This is a genomic window from Paracoccus sp. SCN 68-21 (genome assembly GCF_001724535.1).
Lineage (GTDB): Bacteria > Pseudomonadota > Alphaproteobacteria > Rhodobacterales > Rhodobacteraceae > Paracoccus > Paracoccus hibiscisoli.
The window spans coordinates 75,078-94,120 of record NZ_MEES01000066.1 but is presented as its reverse complement, the minus strand read 5'-3'; the positions used below and the strand labels follow the sequence as shown (position 1 = coordinate 94,120).

19 protein-coding genes are annotated in these 19,043 nt (G+C 68.1%); 6 read left to right on the top strand and 13 right to left on the bottom strand.

All coding sequences use genetic code 11. The features are described from left to right. Window positions 1-2 precede the first annotated feature (2 nt). The 3 genes from ABS73_RS14885 to ABS73_RS14875 all read right to left on the bottom strand — a co-directional run bounded on the left by ABS73_RS14885 (window position 3) and on the right by ABS73_RS14875 (window position 1,729). Window positions 3-314 (bottom strand): type II toxin-antitoxin system RelE/ParE family toxin, encoded by a 312-nt coding sequence (locus ABS73_RS14885; RefSeq protein WP_086486114.1) that lies wholly within the window; start codon window positions 312-314, stop codon window positions 3-5. A 5-nt stretch (window positions 315-319) separates the two neighbouring features. After that, window positions 320-577 (bottom strand): ribbon-helix-helix domain-containing protein, encoded by a 258-nt coding sequence (locus ABS73_RS14880; RefSeq protein WP_026002181.1) that lies wholly within the window; start codon window positions 575-577, stop codon window positions 320-322. Between the two features lie 138 nt (window positions 578-715). Continuing rightward, window positions 716-1,729 (bottom strand): aldo/keto reductase, encoded by a 1,014-nt coding sequence (locus tag ABS73_RS14875; protein ID WP_017181916.1) that lies wholly within the window; start codon window positions 1,727-1,729, stop codon window positions 716-718. Between the two features lie 140 nt (window positions 1,730-1,869). On the opposite strand from ABS73_RS14875, the gene ABS73_RS14870 reads away from it, so the two are divergent. After that, a complete protein-coding gene (locus ABS73_RS14870) occupies window positions 1,870-2,772 on the top strand; it encodes a dienelactone hydrolase family protein (RefSeq protein WP_017181915.1) in 903 nt (300 codons plus the stop codon). 62 nt (window positions 2,773-2,834) lie between these two features. Here the strand turns inward: ABS73_RS14870 and ABS73_RS14865 are convergent, their stop codons facing one another. The 4 genes from ABS73_RS14865 to ABS73_RS14850 are packed head-to-tail and all read right to left on the bottom strand — an operon-like array spanning window position 2,835 to window position 7,504. Then, window positions 2,835-3,506, bottom strand: coding sequence for an SDR family NAD(P)-dependent oxidoreductase (locus ABS73_RS14865; RefSeq protein WP_017181914.1), 672 nt, complete (start codon window positions 3,504-3,506; stop codon window positions 2,835-2,837). 24 nt (window positions 3,507-3,530) lie between these two features. Continuing rightward, window positions 3,531-4,997, bottom strand: coding sequence for an NAD-dependent succinate-semialdehyde dehydrogenase (locus ABS73_RS14860; protein WP_286693536.1), 1,467 nt, complete (start codon window positions 4,995-4,997; stop codon window positions 3,531-3,533). A gap of 4 nt (window positions 4,998-5,001) precedes the next feature. After that, on the bottom strand, window positions 5,002-6,033 hold the full coding sequence (locus tag ABS73_RS14855) for a tartrate dehydrogenase (protein WP_277021964.1): 1,032 nt from the start codon (window positions 6,031-6,033) through the stop codon (window positions 5,002-5,004). Between the two features lie 10 nt (window positions 6,034-6,043). Next, a complete protein-coding gene (locus tag ABS73_RS14850; RefSeq protein ID WP_277021962.1) occupies window positions 6,044-7,504 on the bottom strand; it encodes an aldehyde dehydrogenase family protein in 1,461 nt (486 codons plus the stop codon). Between the two features lie 162 nt (window positions 7,505-7,666). Here ABS73_RS14850 and ABS73_RS16825 point away from each other — a divergent pair, with 162 nt between their 5' ends. Beyond that, entirely contained in the window at window positions 7,667-8,575 is a 909-nt protein-coding gene (locus tag ABS73_RS16825; RefSeq protein WP_338118599.1) for a hypothetical protein, read from the top strand. On the opposite strand, the gene ABS73_RS14845 is transcribed toward ABS73_RS16825, so the two are convergent. From ABS73_RS14845 to ABS73_RS14835, 3 genes are read right to left on the bottom strand one after another with little or no spacing between them, the layout of a single operon-like run. After that, window positions 8,477-8,992, bottom strand: coding sequence for an ABC transporter ATP-binding protein (locus ABS73_RS14845; protein WP_338118598.1), 516 nt, complete (start codon window positions 8,990-8,992; stop codon window positions 8,477-8,479). The genes ABS73_RS16825 and ABS73_RS14845 overlap by 99 nt on opposite strands. Then, entirely contained in the window at window positions 8,989-10,023 is a 1,035-nt protein-coding gene (locus ABS73_RS14840) for a FecCD family ABC transporter permease (protein WP_277021959.1), read from the bottom strand. Before ABS73_RS14840 ends, ABS73_RS14845 begins: the two co-directional genes overlap by 4 nt. Further along, entirely contained in the window at window positions 10,020-11,021 is a 1,002-nt protein-coding gene (locus tag ABS73_RS14835; protein WP_277021956.1) for an ABC transporter substrate-binding protein, read from the bottom strand. Before ABS73_RS14835 ends, ABS73_RS14840 begins: the two co-directional genes overlap by 4 nt. A gap of 316 nt (window positions 11,022-11,337) precedes the next feature. On the opposite strand from ABS73_RS14835, the gene ABS73_RS14830 reads away from it, so the two are divergent. Genes ABS73_RS14830 through cysW form a run of 4 tightly spaced genes read left to right on the top strand, consistent with a single transcriptional unit; the run spans window position 11,338 to window position 15,063 of the window. After that, on the top strand, window positions 11,338-12,432 hold the full coding sequence (locus ABS73_RS14830) for a sulfate/molybdate ABC transporter ATP-binding protein (protein ID WP_277021953.1): 1,095 nt from the start codon (window positions 11,338-11,340) through the stop codon (window positions 12,430-12,432). Continuing rightward, window positions 12,429-13,421 (top strand): sulfate ABC transporter substrate-binding protein, encoded by a 993-nt coding sequence (locus tag ABS73_RS14825; protein ID WP_277021950.1) that lies wholly within the window; start codon window positions 12,429-12,431, stop codon window positions 13,419-13,421. The genes ABS73_RS14830 and ABS73_RS14825 overlap by 4 nt, the downstream gene beginning before the upstream one ends. After that, a complete protein-coding gene (gene cysT / locus ABS73_RS14820; RefSeq protein ID WP_136856410.1) occupies window positions 13,418-14,266 on the top strand; it encodes a sulfate ABC transporter permease subunit CysT in 849 nt (282 codons plus the stop codon). The genes ABS73_RS14825 and cysT overlap by 4 nt, the downstream gene beginning before the upstream one ends. After that, on the top strand, window positions 14,263-15,063 hold the full coding sequence (cysW, locus tag ABS73_RS14815) for a sulfate ABC transporter permease subunit CysW (protein ID WP_277021947.1): 801 nt from the start codon (window positions 14,263-14,265) through the stop codon (window positions 15,061-15,063). Before cysT ends, cysW begins: the two co-directional genes overlap by 4 nt. On the opposite strand, the gene chrA is transcribed toward cysW, so the two are convergent. The 3 genes from chrA to ABS73_RS14800 form a co-directional block, all read right to left on the bottom strand. Further along, on the bottom strand, window positions 15,064-16,431 hold the full coding sequence (chrA, locus tag ABS73_RS14810) for a chromate efflux transporter (RefSeq protein WP_277021944.1): 1,368 nt from the start codon (window positions 16,429-16,431) through the stop codon (window positions 15,064-15,066). A 75-nt stretch (window positions 16,432-16,506) separates the two neighbouring features. After that, window positions 16,507-16,881, bottom strand: a complete 375-nt coding sequence (locus tag ABS73_RS14805) for a DUF1850 domain-containing protein (RefSeq protein ID WP_277021941.1) — start codon at window positions 16,879-16,881, stop codon at window positions 16,507-16,509. After that, on the bottom strand, window positions 16,878-19,001 hold the full coding sequence (locus ABS73_RS14800; RefSeq protein ID WP_277021938.1) for a TRAP transporter permease: 2,124 nt from the start codon (window positions 18,999-19,001) through the stop codon (window positions 16,878-16,880). The genes ABS73_RS14805 and ABS73_RS14800 overlap by 4 nt, the downstream gene beginning before the upstream one ends. Window positions 19,002-19,043: the final 42 nt, after the last annotated feature.

The window sequence follows — 19,043 nt, the reverse complement described above, 5'->3', positions numbered from 1 at the left end:
TATCAGGGCTGATCCTCGCGGAAGCGATCCATCTGGTGCATCCGCTCATGAAGGATCGTGACGATCCCCACGGCACCATCGTTCAACACACGCCAATAGATATAATGATGCTCGAACCGGCAGTAATAGCCGTCCACGCCAAACTCTGCCGGGATCACCCGCCAGGCCGCGTCTCGTGTCGCAATGGCCTCGAACTGGGCGAACAAGGCGCGAATATAGCGATCGGCCTGCGCTTCACCCCATGTGTCGCGCGTATAGACATAGATTTCGTCCAGCCTGCGGCCCGCCGCGTCCTGTACCCGGAATGCCGCCATCAGCGTCAGGCGCGACGATTGCGGGCGATTACCGCGTCTGCATCCAATATCTCGTAACTTGCCTCCGGCGCGGAGAAGGCGCGCGCCAGCTCGGCTTTCAGCCGGGCGAAGCGATCGGCCTCTACCCGTTCCTTGTCGCGGCGGATCAGATCACGGACATATTCGCTGACATTGTCATAGGCTCCGGTGTCACTGACATTGGCAGCAACAAAGTCACTCAGCGCGCCGCTTACACGTACATTAAGTGTCATCGGTCTGGACATGGCGACCCCTTCCCGTCCTCAATATAATGGATATCGAGGACGGATCAAGCAGCTTGATGGTTCGGTTCGAAGCCCCCTCCCCCTTTTGACACAGCCTGACTGTCGGGCAGGCGGGCCGGGCCATGGCGGCTCAGACCGTTATTCAAGCGGTTCGCCGTCCCAGGTTTCGGTATCTATCTGCGCCTGCGCCGCGCGGGGATAGCGCGGGCCGGATACAGCCTCGAAGGTGAACAGCGCATCGACCGCCGCGAGCGTCTCGGCAGGCAGGTCGATCGACAGCGTCGCCATATCCTCGTCCAGATGGGCGGTGCTGGTGGTGCCGGGGATTGCCACGACATAAGGGCGGCGCGACAGCACCCAGCCAAGCGAGAGTTGCGCCATGGTGCAGCCGGCATCTGCGGCGATCCGGCCGAAGGCGGCAGCAAGCTGAAGATTATGGGGCAGGTGCGGCGGGTGGAAGCGCGGCATGGAGGCGCGGACATCGCCCTCCTGCACCCCCTCTGGCCCCACCCCGCCAGCCAACACACCGCGCGCGACAGGCGAAAAGGCGACAAAGCCGACGCCCAGTTCGCCGCAGGCGTCCAGCACAGCCACTTCAGCGTTGCGGCTCCAGGGCGAATATTCGGTCTGCATCGCCGCTATGGGGTGAACCGCATGAGCGCGGCGCAGCGTCGTGGCGGACATTTCCGACAGGCCGATGGCACCGATTTTGCCAGCCTCGACAGCGCGCGCCAGCGCACCGACCGACTCCTCGATCGGAACATTGGGATCGAGCCGGTGGAGATAATAGAGATCGATATGATCGACATTCAACCGCCGGAGCGAATCTTCCAGCGTGGCGGTGATTGCCTGGGGCGATCCGTCAATACCGCGCTTGCCATCCTTCCCGCCCAGCACGCATTTGCTGGCGAGGACAAAGTCGTCGCGCCGGTGCATCAGGGTACGGCCCAACAGTTCCTCATTCGCGCCAAAGCCGTACAGCGCCGCGGTGTCGAAAAAGTCGACGCCGATGTCGAGCGCGTGGCCCAACAGCCGTTCCGCCTGGGCAGGTTCGGGCCGGGGCAGGTAGGCATGGCTCAAATTCATGCAGCCAAGGCCGATGGCCTTGACCGTGAATGGACCAATGGTGCGGGGCGACAGCGGGGCGCTCATATCGGGGCAATGTCCTGTGTCTCTTGGGGGTTGGCTTCCCATAGCGAGGCTTAGCGGCCCGAGGCTATGGGTTTTTCTTGGCTTGACCGCAAAAGACGGCGATAAACTCGTGGTATCGGGCTGAATGGAAGGACAGTGACATGACGCAGGACGCTGACAGGAAGGGCGCCACCGCCTACCCCCGCGCGGTGCTCGATTTGTTTGACGCTTATGTGCATGGCGCGATCGACCGGCGCGGCTTTGTGACCCAATGCGCCGTGCATGTCGGCAGCGCGGCGGCGGCCACGACGATGCTGGCGGCGCTCAGCCCCGATTTCGCACGCGGACAGGTGATCAAACCCGACGACAAGCGGATCATCATCAGCCATGTGGATATCGCTTCACCCGCTGGCAACGGGACGGTGCGCGCCTATGTTGCGCGGCCAGCGGCAAAGACCACCGCAAAGCTGCCCGTCGTCATCGTTGCGCATGAAAATCGCGGCCTTAACCCGCATATTGAGGATATTGCCCGGCGGCTGGCGGTCGATGGCTATATGGCGGTTGCGCCGGACGCCCTGACAACGATCGGCGGCTATCCGGGCGACGAGGACAAGGCGCGCGCTGCCTTTGCCACGCTGGACCGGACCAAGATTGGCGAGGATTTTGTCGCCGCGGCAACCCACGCGCGCACCATGGCGGGCAGCAACGGCAAGATCGCGGCAGTCGGCTTCTGCTTTGGCGGTTGGATCGCCAATCTGCTGGCAACACGCCTGCCTGACCTGCGCGCGGCCGTGCCCTTCTATGGCAGCCCGTCCGCACTGGCCGAGGTGCCGAAGATCAAAGCGCAACTACTCATCCATTATGCCGGCAATGACGCGCGGACCAACGCAGCATGGCCCGAATATCAAGCGGCGTTGAAGCAGGCCGGAACGCACTACAAAGCCTATATCTACGAGGGCGCGGAGCATGGGTTCAACAATGATACGACCCCGCGTTTCGACAAGGCGGCGGCCGATCTTGCCTGGGCGCGGACTTTGGCGCTGCTCCGGCAGACGATTAGCTGAACGGAGGCAGGGGCGATCAGTACCTTGATCGTTTCGACCATCCTTTCGGTCGGGACGCGGCGTTAGACCCGCCCCGTCACCGGGATCAGCGCGCCAGTGATCGGCATGGCGTCACTGGACAACAGGAAGGCCACCACGCCTGCAAGCTGTGCCGGGGATACCCATTTTGCGACATCAGCGTCTGGCATATCGGCGCGGTTCGTGGGCGTGTCGATGATACTGGGCAATATGGCGTTTACCCGCACGCCCTCTTCCTTCAATTCCTCGGCCAATGCTTCGGTCAGGCGCGCAACGCCGGACTTGGAGGCGGCATAGGCGCCCATGCCAACCCCGGCTTTCACCGAAGCGGCTGCGCCGATATTGACGATCGCCCCGTGGCTGGCGCGCAGCAATGGCAAAAGCGCGCGACTTGCGATCAGTGCGGTGCGGACATTCATGGCATAGAGCCGGTCCCATGTCGCGACGCTGCCGTCTGCCACGGTTTCCCAACTGAAACCGCCTGCGATATTGACCAGGCCGTCAAGCCGCCCAAGCTCCTTTTCTATCCGAGCGGCAGCGACGCCGACCGCCGCTTCATCGGTCAGATCGACGCCACCCAAAGCGAGCGCAACGCCATCCGACGCCACCTTGCCTAGGTCGATGCCGACAACCGTCCAACCGCCCGCAGCCAATATCTCGACTGTCTTGCTGCCCAGCGCGCCCGCTGCGCCCGTAACCGCCACTATGCCTGTCATCGCTTGGTCCCGCCCTGATTTTGCCTAGATGCCTGCCATGCACATATATTTGATCTCGACATAATCCTCGATACCATGACGCGATCCTTCGCGGCCCATGCCTGATTGCTTGATACCGCCAAAGGGGGCCGTGGCCATCGACAGCGCGCCGGTGTTCAGGCCGACCATGCCGAATTCCAGCGCCTCGGCCACGCGGAAGGCGCGGGACAGGTCGCGGGTGTAGAAATAGGCGGCAAGGCCGAAGGGGGTCGCGTTGGCGTCGCGGATGGCCGCGTCCTCATCGGTGAAGCGGAAGATGGGGGCGACGGGGCCGAAGGTTTCCTCGGAGGCCAGGGCCATCGCGGTGGTGGCGCCGATCAGCACGGTGGGGCGGGCGTATTGGCCCGCGGGCACCGGGGCCTGGGCCGCGATGGTCGCGCCCTGGGCGAGGGCGTCGGCGACATGCGCCTTGATCTTGTCCAGGGCGGCGGGGTTGATCATCGGGCCGATCTGGCTGGCGGCATTGGTGCCGGGGCCGACGCGCATCGCGCCCACGCGGGCCGACAGGCGGTCGACGAAGGCGTCATGGACGCCGTCCTGCACAAAGATGCGGTTCGCGCAGACGCAGGTCTGCCCGCCATTGCGGAACTTGGCGGCGATCAGGCCGTCGACGGCGGCATCCAGATCGGCGTCGTCGAAGATGATGAAGGGCGCGTTGCCGCCCAGCTCCAGCGACAGGCGTTTCACGGTGGGCGCGCATTGGCCCATCAGCATCGCCCCCACGCGGGTCGAGCCGGTGAAGGACAGCTTGCGCACCGTGGCGCTGGCGGTCAGTTCGGCGCCGATGGCGGTGGGCAGGCCGGTAACGATGTTGATGACGCCCGCCGGGATGCCCGCGCGCAGGGCCAGCACCCCAAGCGCCAGCGCCGAGAACGGCGTGAATTCCGACGGCTTGATCACCACGGTGCAGCCTGCGGCCAGCGCGGGCGCGACCTTGCGGGTGATCATCGCGTTCGGGAAATTCCAGGGCGTGATGATGGCCGACACGCCCACGGGTTCGCGGCTGGCCAGAATGCGGCGGTCGGCGGTGGGGGCGGGGATGATCTGGCCCTCGATCCGGCGGGCCTCTTCGGCGAACCAGCGCACGAAGCTGGCGCCATAGGCGATCTCGGCGCGGGCTTCGGCCAGGGGCTTGCCCTGTTCCAGCGTCAGGATCAGGGCCAGATCCTCGGTCGCGGCGACCATCAGGTCGTGCCAGGCCATCAGCAGATCGGCGCGTTCGGCCGACGGACGCCTGCGCCATAGGGCCAGGGCCGCGTCGGCGGCGCTGATCGCGGCGCGGGTCTGGTCGGCGGTGATGTCGGGCACGGACCCCAGGGTCGCGCCGGTGGCGGGGTCGGTCACGGCCAGCGTGGCACCGCCATCGGCATCGACCCACGCCCCCCCGATCAGCGCCTGCTGGCGCAGCAGGTCCGGGTCGGCAAGCCGGGGAAAGGGGGCGTGGATCGTCATGGTCTTAGTCCTTCAGTTGCGCCAGAACGGCGGCGGTGATCGCATCGGTCGTGTCGCGGCCCGGTTGCGTGCCGATGCCGCGGGCGGTGGCGGCCTCCATTGCGGCCATGATGCGGGCGGCGGGGTCGGTCTGGCCCAGATGCTCCAGCATCATCGCGGCCGACCAGAAGGCGGCCATCGGGTTGGCAATCCCCTTGTCCGCAATGTCGGGGGCCGAGCCGTGGACCGGTTCGAACATCGACGGGCCGGACCGCGTCGGGTCGATATTGGCCGAGGCCGCAAAGCCCAGGCCCCCCTGAATGGCCGCGCCCAGATCCGTCAGGATGTCGCCGAAAAGGTTCGAGGCCACCACCACATCCAGGCTTTCGGGCGCCATGACCATGCGCGCGCACATGGCGTCGATATGATAGCGGGTGACCTGGACATCGGGGTATTCGGCGGCCAGTTCGTCCGTGACCTGGTCCCAGAAGACCATCGTGTGCCGCTGCGCATTGGATTTGGTGACCGAGGCCAGCAGGCCGCGCCGTGCCCGCGCCTGTTCGAACCCGAAACGCAGGATGCGCTCGACGCCCGCGCGGGTAAAGATCGCAGTTTCCACGGCAACCTCGTCGGGGGTGCCGACATGGACGCGGCCGCCGGCGCCGGAATATTCGCCCTCGGTATTCTCGCGGATGCAGAGGATGTCGAAATCGCGGGTCTTCAGCGGGCCCTCAACGCCCTCCAGCAGGCGGTGCGGGCGGATGTTGGCGTATTGGACAAAGGCCTTGCGGATCGGCAGCAGCAGCCCGTGCAGCGAAACGCTGTCGGGCACGCGGGCGGGCCAGCCGACCGCGCCCAGAAAGATCGCGTCAAAGCCGCGCAGGGTCTCGATCCCGTCATCGGGCATCATCAGGCCATGCTGCAGATAATGGTCGCAGGACCAGGGAAAGGTGACCGTCTGGACATCGGCGCCGCTGGCGGTGACGACCTGCATGGCGGCTTGGGTGACGGGAATGCCGATGCCGTCTCCGGGGATCAGGGCGATGCGGTGGGTCATGGTGGTCTCCTCAGATGTCGATCAGCACGGTCTTGGACTGGCGGTTGGCGCGGTAGGCCTCGCGGCCCAGATCCTTGCCCAGACCCGACTGGCGATAGCCCCCGGTCGGCAGGATGTGATCGCGCGAGCGGCCATAGCGGTTGATCCAGACCGTGCCTGCCTGAACCCGCCGCATCGCCCGCATGGCCCGCGACAGGTCCCGTGTAAAGATGCCCGCGCACAACCCGTAGGTCGGGTGGTCCGACAGGGCCATCGCCTGATCGTCGTCATCGAAGGTCTGCAGGGTCAGGACCGGGCCGAAGATCTCGTGCAGGATCGCCGGGCTGTCGGGGGCCAGACCGGCCAGCAGCGTCGGCGCATAGAAATAGCCCGGGCGGTCCATCCGCGCGCCCCCGGTCAGCGTGGTCGCGCCCTGGGCGCGGGCCTGGGCCACGATGGCGTCGATGCGCCCCAGCTGCCGGTCCGAGATGATCGGGCCATAGACCGTGGCCGCGTCCCAGGTGGGGCCGGGGCGGTCCGGCACCATCCGGGCGACCAGCCGCTGCGCCAGATCGTCGGCGATGGTGCGGTGCGCGATGACCCGGCTGCCCGCCACGCAGGCCTGCCCCGCATTGGCCATGATCGAGCGCGCGATCGCATCCACCGCCAGATCCAGATCGGCATCGGCAAAGACGATCTGGGGGGATTTTCCGCCCAGCTCCAGCGTCATCGGCTTGATCCCCGTGCGGGCGATATTGGCCATGATCGCCTGACCGGCACCGGTCGATCCGGTAAAGCTGACCTTGGCGACGTCGGGATGGCCGGTGATCGCGCCGCCGGTGACCGGGCCGCAGCCCAGGACCACATTGACCAGCCCCGCCGGAATGCCGGCCCGCACCGCCAGCTGCGCCAGCATGATCGTGGAAAAGGGCGTCATCTCGGACGGTTTCAGCACCACGGCATTTCCTGCCGCCAAGGCCGGCCCCAGCTTCCACCCCGCCATCGAGATCGGGAAATTCCACGGCGTGATCGCGCCCACGACGCCCCAGGGCTCGGTCACCGTCATGCCAAGCGCCGCGTCACGGGTGGGGGCCAGATCGCCGCCCTCCTTGTCGGCCATCTCGGCGAAAAAGCGGATCTGTTCGGCGGTCACCGCGATGTCGCCCGCGACCAGCTGCCCGACCGGGCGGGTCGAGGACAGCGCCTCAAGCCGGGCAAGGGCCGGGGCCTCGGCCTCGATCAGGTCGGCCCAGGCACAGAGCGCGCGGGTGCGGTCGCGCGGCATGGCCGCCCCCCAGCCTGCCGCCTGCGCGCGCCGGGCCGATTGCACGGCGCGGTCCACCATCGCGGCATCGGCCTGCGGGCAGGCGGCATAATCTGCCGCATCCGACGGGCGCTGCATCGGCAGAACGCCCTCCGCCGCGATCAGCTGGCCGTCGATGACATGGCCCAGGGGCAGGGCGATGCGGTCGGGATCGAAGGACAGGGTCATGGCGGGCATCCGGATTGTTGCCCGGTCAGACTAGCCCCGGCGGGTCGGCAGTTTTCGCCCGCTTTGCCCGCGGCGACGGCGGATGGTCCCGTTCCGCCCCCCGGCTTTCGGCAGCATCTGCGCCCCGCCCCCGGCAGAATGGCCGCAACGAGGAGCCGCACCGTGACCCTGCCCCATACCCTGCCCGCAATCCTGGCCGATCTTGTCGCCGTCCCTTCGCTGCCCGGCACGCCCAACGCGGCCATCACCGACGCGATCTGCACGCATCTGGACCGCCCCGGCGTCACGCTGCACCGCATTCCCACGCCCGGATGGGCGCTGGAACCTGCGGGTGATCATCGGGCCATGTCCCGCGACGTCCAGATCGGGTGCCAGGGTGTCCCGAACCTGATTGCGCGCCTGCCCGCATTGATCGCGCAGCCCCTGGCCTGCATCGTCGGAGCGCCGTCCGACATGGCCCTGTCCGCGCGCCCAAAGGGCAAGGAGACGCTTGAGGTCCCGCTGACCGGCCCGCCGGGCCACTGCTTGGACCCGACGCGGGGCGTGAACGCCCTCTATCCCGTCGCGCGGGCGGCGGCGCTGACGGGCCGCGCGGTGGTTCCCGCCGTCAGCTATCGTCCCGGGGCGGGACCGCACCGGGCAGCATCGCGCCGACCACGACACCTTGGCTGCGGAATTGTTGCCGTGCCGGCGCGCTATGCGGGCCGCGATCGGCCAGATCTGCGGGGTGGCCTAGCGGAACAGGATGTGGCGGCGCCCATCCCCGGTCCGGTGGAAATCGCAGCGCACGCGGAACACATCTGCCAGCAGGTCGGCGGTCAGGACCTGATCCGGGGTGCCCTCGGCGACGACGCGCCCGCCCTCCAGCACCAGCAGCCGGTCGCAGAACTGCGCGGCGTGGTTCAGGTCGTGCAGCGCCACGATGCTGGTCAGGCCAAGCCGCGCGATCAGGTGCAGCAGCTCCAGCTGATGCTAGATGTCCAGGTGGTTGGTGGGTTCGTCCAGGAACAGTTCCCGGGGTTCCTGGGCCAGGGCGCGGGCGATCTGGACGCGCTGGCGTTCGCCGCCTGACAGGCTCTGCCAGCCCTGATCGCGCCGCTCGGTCATGCCGACTTGGGCCAGGGCGGTGTCCACCGCCGCCAGATCCGCCGCCGAACAGCCCGACAGCGGCGCGCGATGGGGCGTGCGGCCCAGCATCACGACATCCTGGACGGTAACGTTCATCTCGGTCGCGGCGTGTTGCTGGACCAAGGCGACGCGGCGGGCCAGATCGCGCCGCCGCATGCCCGCGATGTCCTGCCCGTCCAGCGTCACCCGCCCCCGGTCGGGACGGCGCAGCCCCGCCAGCAGGCGCAGCAAGGACGATTTGCCCGACCCGTTCGGCCCCAGAAGGCCCAGGATCGTGCCGGGGGCCACCGTGACCGACACGTCGTTCAGGATGGTGCGGCGCCCGACGCTCCAGCCCAGATTGGTGGCGGCGATGCTCATGCGGGTCTCCGGGCGCGATAGAGGATCAGCGAAAAGCACGGCACGCCTACCAAGGCGGTCACGATGCCGATGGGCAGGGTCTGCTGGGTCATCACGCTGCGCGACACGATATCGGCCAGCACCATGAACACCGCGCCCACGACCGCGCAGGCGGGCAGCAGCCGCATATGCCCCGGCCCGATCAGAAAGCGCACCGCATGCGGCACCACAAGCCCGACAAAGCCGATCGAGCCCACCATGCTGACGATGGTCGCGGTGATCAGCGCCGTCGTCACGAACAGCACGATGCGCACGCGCGCCACCGGAATGCCCATCGACGCCGCCGCATCATCGCCAAAGGTGAAGGCGTCCAGCGCATGCGCATACCAGATGCAGACCGCCAGCCCGATCACAATGACCGCCGCCAGCAGCTGGAATTCCGGCCAGCGCACGCCGCCAAAGCTGCCCAGCAGCCAGAACATCACGTCGCGCGCCTGCTGCGCATTGCCCGATGTGGTCACGACATAGGCGGTCAGCGCGTTGAACAGCTGGGCCGCAGCGACCCCCGCCAGGATGGTCCGGTCCGGCCCGCCGCGCCCGCCATCCGACAGAAGCGCCACAAAGGCAAAGGCCGCCAGCGCGCCGGCAAAGGCCCCCGCCGAAAGCGACACGGCCCCCGCGCCCACGCCCAGGATGATCACCGCCACCGCGCCGGTCGATGCGCCTGCCGAGACGCCCAGCACATAGGGCTCGGCCAGGGTGTTGCGCAGCAGCGATTGCAGGATTGCCCCGCAGATCGCCAGCCCCGCCCCGCACAGCGCCGCGACCAGCGCCCGGCTGAGCCGCAGGTCCCAGATCACGCTGTCCTGGATGCGGCTGATGGGGGCGTCGGTCCAGCCCAGGTGGTTGGTCAGCGACAGGGCCACCGTGGACAGGGGGATGCGCATCTCTCCGATGCTGACGGCCAGCGCCACGGCCAGGGTCAGCGCCATGGCCGAGATCGCCAGGAGGGCCGCGAAGCCCCCCCGTCCGGGCATCGCGCGGGCGGTCATTCGGCCCGCATCGCCTGCAGCTGGTCGGCCAGTTCCTCGGCGCCATAGAGGGTGCGGATGGTCGGGTTCATCGCCGCGCCGTTCATGGTCAGGATGCGCCCCTCCTGCACCGCGGCCATCTGGCTGACCGAGGGGTCGGTGGTCAGAAAGGCGATCTTGGCCTCGGCCCGGTCCAGCGTCCAGCGGTCACGGTCCAGCGAGGCCGCGACGATATAGGTCGGATCAGCGGAGATGATCCCCTCCCATCCCACGGTCGGCCATTCGGCCTCGGTGGTGATGGCGTTCCGCGCGCCCAGCAGGTCCGCGATGAAGCCCGAGGCGCCGTTCTTGCCGCCCAGATAGGCGTCCTCGCCCTCCGACGGGCTGGAGAACCAGAACAGGAACGTGCTGTCACCCTGCTCGAACCGGGCGAGCAGATCGGCCTCGCGCTGGCGGAAATCGGCGATCAGCGCCTGACCCCGGTCGGCCACGTCAAAGATGCGCGACAGCTCGTCGATCTCCTGGTACAGCGGGTCCATGTTCCACAGCTGGTCGCGGCTGCCATAGATGTCGCCTGCGTCGTCGCGGGTGTTGCAGATGCCGGGCGACAGATAGCTGGGGATGTCCAGATCCTCGAAATCGGCGCGCTTGGCGACCTTGCTGTCCTCGCCCAGCAGCAGCGGCAGCTGGGCCGCGACGAAATCGGGCTCTCGTGCCAGGATGCCTTCCAGGGTGGGCTGCTCGACGGTCAGGATCTCGACCCCGGCATTGGCCTCCTCCAGCTCGGGCAGGACTTTGGTGGGCCAGAACGCCGATGCCGCCATCCGGTCCTGCAGGCCCAGCATCAGCAGGATCTCGGCGCTGTTCTGGCCCAGGGCCACGGCGTTCTGCGGGGCGCTGTCGATGGTGACGGTGGTGCCGCAATTCTCCAGCACCAGCGGATATTGGGTCGGTTCGGCCAGAGCCGGGGCGGCCGCCGCCAGCCCCGCCAGGGTGGTGATGATGAGACGCAGATGCATGAGAGGGTCGCCCGGTATGAAAGCCATTGGAAAAGCGTGACCCGGCGGCGCGTAGCACTCTGTTGGGCGATCGGCAACTAAAATAGTAAACTATTGGCGTGGGCCCTGGCGCGGTCGCGTGGAAAAGAACGATCGGGCGCCTTCGGGCAGGCGCGCCGGGAGGATATTTGCCGATGCCCGCCCCAGGCAAGGTCGCGGTTTCGCAGGCGCGCTGTGGTGCGGAATGTCCGCCGCGCGGCTGCGGGCCGGGGCGCGGGACCGTCCCTTGCCAGGGCGGCGGACCCGTCCTAGCTGAGCGACAGCAAAGGGGCGCATCATGTCGATCACGATTGCCGGGATGACCAAGCGGTTCGACCGCACCGAGGTTCTGCGGGGCATCGACCTGTCGGTCGAGGCAGGCGAATTGCTGGCCCTGCTGGGCCCGTCGGGGTCGGGCAAGACGACGCTGCTCAAGATCATCGCGGGGCTGGAATGGCCCGATGCCGGGCAGCTGCGGGTCGAGGGGCAGGACTGGCTGCAGCTGGCCGCGCGCGACCGGCGCATCGGCTTCGTGTTCCAGAATTATGCCCTGTTTCCGCATATGCGGGTGCGCGACAACATCGCCTTCGGCCTGACGGTCCTGCCGCGCGCGGCGCGCCCCGCCAAGGCGCGGATCGCCGCCACCGTGGACGAGCTGATGGCGTTCCTGCAGATCGACCATCTGGCCGACCGCTATCCCGCGCAGCTGTCGGGCGGCCAGCGGCAGCGCGTGGCCTTGGGCCGGGCGCTGGCGATCCAGCCGCGCGTGCTGCTGTTGGATGAGCCCTTTGGCGCGCTGGACGCGGCCATCCGGCGCGACCTGCGCCGCTGGCTGCGCAGCGTGCACGAGGCGACCGGGTCGACCACCATCTTTGTCACCCACGACCAGGAGGAGGCGTTCGAGCTGGCCGACCGCGTCGTGGTGATGGGCGACGGCCGCATCGCCCAGATCGGCGATGCCGACCAGATCCACGACCATCCGGCCACGCCCTTTGTCGCGCGATTCATGGGGGCCACGGTCGAATTGCCGGTGATACTGGCGGCGGGTCGGGCGCAGGGGGCGGGGCTGGACCTGACCGCCCTGCCGCGCCGCGCGCTGCCTGATGGTCCGGCGCAGGTCTTTGTCCGCCCCGCCGATCTGCGCGCCGTTCCCGATGCGGGCGGGCCGTGGCAGATCACCAGCCGCGTCAGCACCGGCGCCGATCTGCGCCTGACCGCCCGCCACGACAGCGGCACCGAGGCCGAGATCCAGATGCCCCGCCGCGACGCCCCCGCCCTGGCGCAGGGCGCCCCCGTCACTCTGCGGATCGAGGCGGGCGCGATCTTTCCCAGCCCCCGCATCGACACCACAGCCCCCACCATCCTGCCCCGTCATAAGGAAATCGCCCGATGAAACTGCCCGTTCTGGCCACCGCGCTGGCCCTTGTCCTGTCCGGCCCGGCGCTTGCGCAGGACCGCCTGCTGAATGTCAGCTATGACATCGCGCGCGAGCTGTTCGAGGCGCTGAACCCCGCCTTTGCCGCGCAATATGAGGCCGATACCGGGCGCACGCTGACCATCGACATGTCGCATGGCGGATCGTCGCGCCAGGCCCGCGCGATCTTGGAGGGGCTGCCCGCCGATGTGGTGACCTTCAACCAGGAGACCGATATCGACGTGCTGGCGCAGGGCGGTCTGTTGCCCGAGGACTGGCGCGACGCCTTCCCGAACGGGGCATCGCCCTTCTATTCGCTGCCGGCGTTTCTGGTGCGCGAGGGCAATCCCAAGGGCATCCAAGACTGGGACGATCTGGCGCGCGAGGATGTGGCGCCCGTGTTCCCGAACCCCAAGACCAGCGGCAATGCGCGCTATACCTATCTGGCCGCCTATGCCTATGCGCTGGCGCAGAATGACGGCGATCAGACCGCCGCGCAGGATTTCGTGCGCAGCATCTTTGCCAGCGTGCCGGTGTTCGACACGGGCGGGCGCGCCGCGACCCAGACCTTCGCGGAACGCGGCATCGGCGACGTGCTGGTGACCTTCGAGGCCGAGACCGGCCAGATTGCCGCCGAATACGAGGCCCAGGGGTTCCAGCGTGTGACCCCGTCGATCAGCCTGTTCGCTGCCTTTCCGGTCGCCGTCGTGGCCGAGAATGCCGAGGATAACGGCACGACCGAGATCGCGGAAACCTATCTGAACTGGCTTTATACCGCTGATGCACAGCGGATGCTGGCCGAGCGGCACTATCGCGTCACCGACGAGGCGGTCGCCGCCGAATTCGCCGACGCGCAGGCCCCGGTCGAACTGGTGACCGTCGATGACGTCTTCGGAGGATGGGCTGCGGTCAGCGAGGAGCACCTGGCCGAGGGCGGCATCCTGGATCAGGTCTTCGTCAACCAATGACCGCCGCCGCCGCCCCGTTCCGCGCCAAGCGCGTCCTGCCGGGCTTTACCCTCAGCCTGGGGACGACGCTGCTGTACATGGTGCTGATCGTGCTGATCCCCATCGCCGCGCTGATCCTGAAGGGGGCCGAGATCGGCCCGGCGCGGTTCTGGACCATCGTCAGCAGCGACCGGGCGGTGGCGGCGTTCCGCATCACGCTGACGGCGGCGGCCATCGCCACCGCCTTCAACGCGGTCTATGGCCTGCTGATGGCCTGGGTGCTGGTGCGGCATGATTTTCCCGGAAAACGCCTGCTGGACGCGATGATGGACGTGCCGTTTGCGCTGCCCACGGCGGTGGCGGGGCTGTCGCTGACGGCGCTGTTCTCCGCGAATGGCTGGTTCGGACAGGTGCTGCATCCGGCGGGCATCCCGGTCGTCTATACCATCTGGGGGATTGCGCTGGCGATGGCCTTCACCTCGATCCCCTTTGTGGTGCGCACGGTCCAGCCAGTGCTGGAGGATCTGGACCCCGCGCTGGAACAGGCGGCCGAAACCCTGGGCGCGACGCCCTGGCAGGTCTTCACCCGCGTGGTCTTCCCGGCCATCCTGCCCGCCTGGCTGGCCGGCTGCACCACCGCCTTTGCGCGGTCCTTGGGCGAGTTCGGGGCGATCGTCTTCATCGCCGGCAACCTGCCCGGCCAGACCGAGATCGCGGCCCTTCTGGCCTATATCCGGCTGGAAGAGTTCGACTATAACGGCGCTGCCGCCATCGCGCTGGTCCTGCTGGGCTTTGCGCTGGTGCTGCTGATCGTGTCGAACATCCTGCAATCCTGGGCCGCGCGGCACCGGAGGGCCACCGCATGAGGCCCCCCGCCCGTTCGGGCCGCGCGCTTATCGCGCTGGCCGTCGTGCTGACGCTGCTGATCGTGGTGGCGCCGCTGGTCTATATCTTTGCGCGTGCGTTTTCGGCGGGGTGGCAGGTCTATGCCGCCAACATCATGGACCCCGCGATGCTGCATGCCATCTGGCTGACCTGCATCGTCGCGGTGATCGTGGTGCCGCTGAACATCGCCTTTGGGATCGCCGCCGCATGGGCGGTGGCCAAGCACCGCTTTCCGGGGCGCGGCCTGCTGGTCACCATGATCGAGATCCCGTTTTCCATCTCTCCGATCATCGCGGGCATCTGCTATCTGCTGCTCTATGGCCGTCAGGGCCTGCTGGGGCCGTGGCTGCGCGAGGTCGACCTGCAGGTGATGTTCGCGCTGCCCGGCATCGTGCTGGTGACGATGTTCGTGACCGCACCGTTCGTGGCGCGCGAGGTGCTGCCCCTGATGCAGGCCCAAGGCACTGAGCAGGAGGAGGCCGCCGTCACCCTGGGTGCGTCGGGCTGGCAGGTGTTCCGGCGGGTGACCCTGCCCAATATCCGCTTTGCGCTGCTCTACGGGGCGGTGCTGTGCACGGCGCGGGCGGTGGGTGAGTTCGGCGGCGTCTCGGTCGTGTCGGGCAACATCCGGGGCCAGACGAACACGCTGCCGTTGCATGTGGAGCTGTTGTTCAACGACCTGAACGCGGTGGGGGCATTCGCCGCCGCATCGACCCTGACCCTGATCGCGGTCGTGGCGCTGGTGATCAAGGCCGCGCTGGAGACGCGGCACGGCTGATTACGCCACCCCCGCCAGCCGCAGGCCCAGCCCGGCCAGCGCGCAGGCGGCCAGCACCGTGACCGCGCCCAGCCTCAGCGTAAAGACCCCGATAATCGCGCCCGCCACCAGCACCAGGGCGGCAAGGTCCAGCGTGCTCCAGACCGGCAGTTCCAGGTCCAGCCCCATCGCGGTCACGCGCCGCAGCTGGCCGAACAGCACATGCAGCGCGAACCACAGCGCCAGGTTCAGGATCACCCCCACCACCGCCGCCGTCACCGCCGTCAGCGCCGCCCCAAGCGCCTGGTTCCCGCGCAGCCGCTCGATGAAGGGCGCGCCCAGAAAGATCCACAGAAAGCAGGGCAGGAACGTGACCCAGGTGGTCAGCAGCCCCCCCAGGGTCGCGGCCAGCAGCGGCGGCAGGCCCCCCGCATCGCGCAGCGCGCCCATGAAGCCCACGAATTGCGTGACCATGATCAGCGGCCCCGGCGTGGTTTCGGCCATGCCCAGACCGTCCAGCATCTCTCCCGGTGCCAACCAGCCAAAGTTCTGGACCGCCTCCTGCGCGACATAGGCCAGCACCGCATAGGCGCCGCCAAAGGTCACCACCGCCATGACGCTGAAGAACCCGGCAATCTGCGAGAACACGTTCTGCGGCCCCAGCACCACGAACAGCGCCCCGACGGGCACCAGCCACAGCCCCAGGATCACCGCCGACACCCGCACTGCCCACGCGGCGCTGACCCGCGTGTGATCGGGCGTGCCCGTGCCCAGCAGGGTGTCGGCATCCTCCACCGGGGTGCCGCCCATCTTGCCATGGCCGCCGCCCGCCCCGAAGGCCGCCCATCCGGCCCGTGCGCCCAGATAGCCCAGGGCCGCAGCCGCCAGGATGATCACCGGGAAGGGCACTCCAAAGGCAAAGATCGCCACAAAGGACGCCGCCGCGATTCCGATCATCGCGCCGTTCTTCAGCGCGCGCGACCCGATGCGGATGACCGCCTGCAGCACGATGGCCAGCACGGCCGCCTTGAGGCCGAAGAACAGCCCCTCCAGCGCGCCGGTGTTGCCCCAGATCGCATAGATCCAGGACAGGCCCATGATCGCCACCACGCCGGGGGCCACGAACAGCAGCCCCGCGATGATGCCGCCCAGGGTGCGGTGCATCAGCCAGCCGATATAGACGGCCAGCTGCATCGCCTCGGGGCCGGGCAGCAGCATGCAATAGTTCAGGGCGTGCAGAAAGCGGCGCTCGCCCAGCCATTTCTGCTCCTCGACCAAGATGCGGTGCATCAGGGCGATCTGGCCCGCGGGGCCGCCAAAGCTGAGCAGGCCGATGCGCGCCCAGATGCGGGTGGCCTGGGCCAGGGTCGGATAAGGGCGGTCGGTCATCGGGGCCTCGCGTGCGGATGTGGGACCCGTGTCACCGGATCGGGCGGCGGGTGTCAAGCGGCGCGCCCGGCACCGTCACGGAAGGGTCGCATGACAGTCGGGGGCGGTGCGGATGACGATGGGGCCCTGATCCTCCGGCAGGGAATGGCAGGCGCCCTGCACGCACAGCGTCCAGCCGCCCCCCGTGGTGCCAGAGGTGGCCAGCACGACCTGGGGCTGGGGCGCGAGGCGGGGGGTGAAATGCCAGGCGCCGTCGCGCCAGACGGCGTCGGGCGGCGGCTCCATCCCCGCGCCGGGGCCTGTCACGCGTGCCGCGACCGGGGCGATGCCCTGGGCACCTGCCTGCCAGCGTTCCCACCACAGGGTCCGGGTGACGGAATGACGCCATTCCAGCGTGAAATCGGGTGCGGCCAGCGCCAGGGCAAAGGCCCCGGCGCTGAGGCAGATCACGCGGCCACCCGCGCGCGGCGGGTGCGCAGCCAGTGGACGACCAGGAACACGGCGGCCAGGGCAAAGCCCGCCTGATCGGTCCAGGGCATCGCCAGGATCAGCGACACCGCCGCCGCCAGGGCCAGCCCGCGTTCCGCCAGCGTGGTGCGGTCCCACAGATAGCCCACGACCGCGATGCCGCCCATGCCGACGCCCAGAACGGTCTTGAGCAGGACATAGACGACCTCGACCGGGTATCCCCAGGCCGCGGCGATGGGGCCGCCGTCCTGCAGCATCAGCGAGGGCGTATAGACCGCCATGAACGGGATGATGAACCCCGCCGCCGCCAGCCGGATCGCCTGCATCGAGATCCTGAGCCCCGAGGTCTTGGCGATCGGTGCCGCCGCAAAGCAGGCCAGCGCCACGGGCGGGGTCAGGTCGGCCATGATGCCGAAATAGAACACGAACATGTGGCTGACCAGCAGCGGCACGCCCAGCTCCAGCAGGGCAGGCCCAGCCAAGGATGAGGTGATGATGTAGTTCGGGATCGTGGGGATGCCCATGCCCAGCACCAGGCAGGTCAGCATGGTCAGCACCAGCGACAGGAACAGGTTGTTCTGCCCGATGGCGATGATCGCGCCGATGAAGGTGGACGCGATGCCCGTCAGCGTCAGCGTGCCGATGACGATGCCCACGATGGCGCAGGCCATGCCGACGGGCAGGGCGTTCCTCGCCCCCTGGGCCAGCGCGTCGCGGATGATGCCGATGGTGGGGCGCGTGCCCTTGAACGCCGCGCAGGCCAGGATCAGGCCCACGATCACGATCATCAGCAGATCGACGCCGAACCGCAGAAAGCTGGCCGCCGCAAGGCCAAGCGCGATCCAGAACACCATGCGGAACACAAAGGGCCCGATCATCGCGGCCAGGGGCGCGCCCAGGATCAGCACGGTGACCAGCGCCAGCCCCATCGTGCCCGCAAAGATGGGCGTGTAGCCCGCGAACAGCAGATAGACCAGCGCCGCCAGCGGCAGGACCAGCGGCCACTGGTCGCGCACCGCGTGCCAGGGGTTGGGCAGGCTGGATTTCGCCAGCCCCTTGAGGTCGTCGCGGCCCGATTGCAGCCAGACCATCCAGAAGACGACGCCGAAATACAGCACCGCCGGGACGATCGCCGCCTGGACCACGGCGGCATAGGGGACGTTCAGCGTCTCGGCCATGATGAAAGCCACGGCGCCCATGACCGGCGGCATGATCTGTCCGCCCATGGATGCCGTCGCCTCGACCCCCCCGGCAAAGGCGGGCTTGAAGCCCGATTTCTTCATCATTGGGATGGTGAACTGGCCCGAGGCCACGACATTGGCCACCCCCGACCCCGAGATCGTGCCCATCAGCGCCGATGACAGCACCGCCACCTGCGCAGGCCCGCCACGCCGCGCGCCGACCATGCCAAGCGCAAAGTCGTTGAACAGGTTCAGCATCCCCGCGCGTTCCAGAAACGCCGCAAAGACCACGAAGATGAAGATATAGGCGCTGCTGACATAGATCGGGCTGCCATAGATGCCCTCGGTCCCGAAGGCGAAATGCTCGACGATCTGGTCGAAATCATAGCCGCGATGGATGAAGGGCGCGGGCAGGTGCTGGCCCAGAAAGCAATAGGCCAGAAAGACCCCGGCGATCACCGCCAGCGGCCAGCCCATCAGGCGGCGCGCGCCATCGAAGACCAGCACGATCAGGACGGTGCCCATGATCAGGTCGGCCTGGTTCAGGAACCCCGTGCGCCGGATCAGGTCGTTGTATTCCATCCACTGATAGAGGCCGGTGCAGAACCCCAGCACCCCAAGCCCCCAGAAGAACAGCTGACCCCCGCGGGTCTTTGCCACCAGGTTGCCGACCAGGCCAAAGCCCAGCAGCAGCAGAAAGGCCACATGCATGGCCCGCACGATCTGGCTGGGCAGGGTGCCATAGGCCGCCGCCCACAGCTGGAACAGCGAAAAGGCCACGGCCAGCCAGAAGGCCAGGCGGCCCGCCAGACCCGCGCCCCAACCGGGGGGCAGGCCCTCGTGGATCTCGGGTTCGGTGGGGGGAAGGGGGTCCAGGCGGGGCCGGACAGGCCCGCCGGCTTTGGTGGGGGTGACGGACATGGCGCTCTCCGGGGGGTGGGGCCCGCGCGGCGCGCGCGCGGG

Coding starts and splice junctions, on each gene's coding strand:
- cysT (WP_136856410.1), top strand. CDS start 13,418: ATGACCGCCGCCGCCGCCCCGTTCCGCGCCAAGCGCGTCCTGCCGGGC.
- ABS73_RS14855 (WP_277021964.1), bottom strand. CDS start 6,033: ATGACCCACCGCATCGCCCTGATCCCCGGAGACGGCATCGGCATTCCC.
- ABS73_RS14880 (WP_026002181.1), bottom strand. CDS start 577: ATGTCCAGACCGATGACACTTAATGTACGTGTAAGCGGCGCGCTGAGT.
- ABS73_RS14840 (WP_277021959.1), bottom strand. CDS start 10,023: ATGACCGCCCGCGCGATGCCCGGACGGGGGGGCTTCGCGGCCCTCCTG.
- ABS73_RS14830 (WP_277021953.1), top strand. CDS start 11,338: ATGTCGATCACGATTGCCGGGATGACCAAGCGGTTCGACCGCACCGAG.
- ABS73_RS14885 (WP_086486114.1), bottom strand. CDS start 314: ATGGCGGCATTCCGGGTACAGGACGCGGCGGGCCGCAGGCTGGACGAA.
- ABS73_RS14800 (WP_277021938.1), bottom strand. CDS start 19,001: ATGTCCGTCACCCCCACCAAAGCCGGCGGGCCTGTCCGGCCCCGCCTG.
- ABS73_RS14825 (WP_277021950.1), top strand. CDS start 12,429: ATGAAACTGCCCGTTCTGGCCACCGCGCTGGCCCTTGTCCTGTCCGGC.
- ABS73_RS14865 (WP_017181914.1), bottom strand. CDS start 3,506: ATGACAGGCATAGTGGCGGTTACGGGCGCAGCGGGCGCGCTGGGCAGC.
- ABS73_RS14835 (WP_277021956.1), bottom strand. CDS start 11,021: ATGCATCTGCGTCTCATCATCACCACCCTGGCGGGGCTGGCGGCGGCC.
- ABS73_RS14870 (WP_017181915.1), top strand. CDS start 1,870: ATGACGCAGGACGCTGACAGGAAGGGCGCCACCGCCTACCCCCGCGCG.
- ABS73_RS14875 (WP_017181916.1), bottom strand. CDS start 1,729: ATGAGCGCCCCGCTGTCGCCCCGCACCATTGGTCCATTCACGGTCAAG.
- ABS73_RS14845 (WP_338118598.1), bottom strand. CDS start 8,992: ATGAGCATCGCCGCCACCAATCTGGGCTGGAGCGTCGGGCGCCGCACC.
- ABS73_RS14860 (WP_286693536.1), bottom strand. CDS start 4,997: ATGACGATCCACGCCCCCTTTCCCCGGCTTGCCGACCCGGACCTGCTG.
- ABS73_RS14850 (WP_277021962.1), bottom strand. CDS start 7,504: ATGACCCTGTCCTTCGATCCCGACCGCATCGCCCTGCCCCTGGGCCAT.
- cysW (WP_277021947.1), top strand. CDS start 14,263: ATGAGGCCCCCCGCCCGTTCGGGCCGCGCGCTTATCGCGCTGGCCGTC.
- chrA (WP_277021944.1), bottom strand. CDS start 16,431: ATGACCGACCGCCCTTATCCGACCCTGGCCCAGGCCACCCGCATCTGG.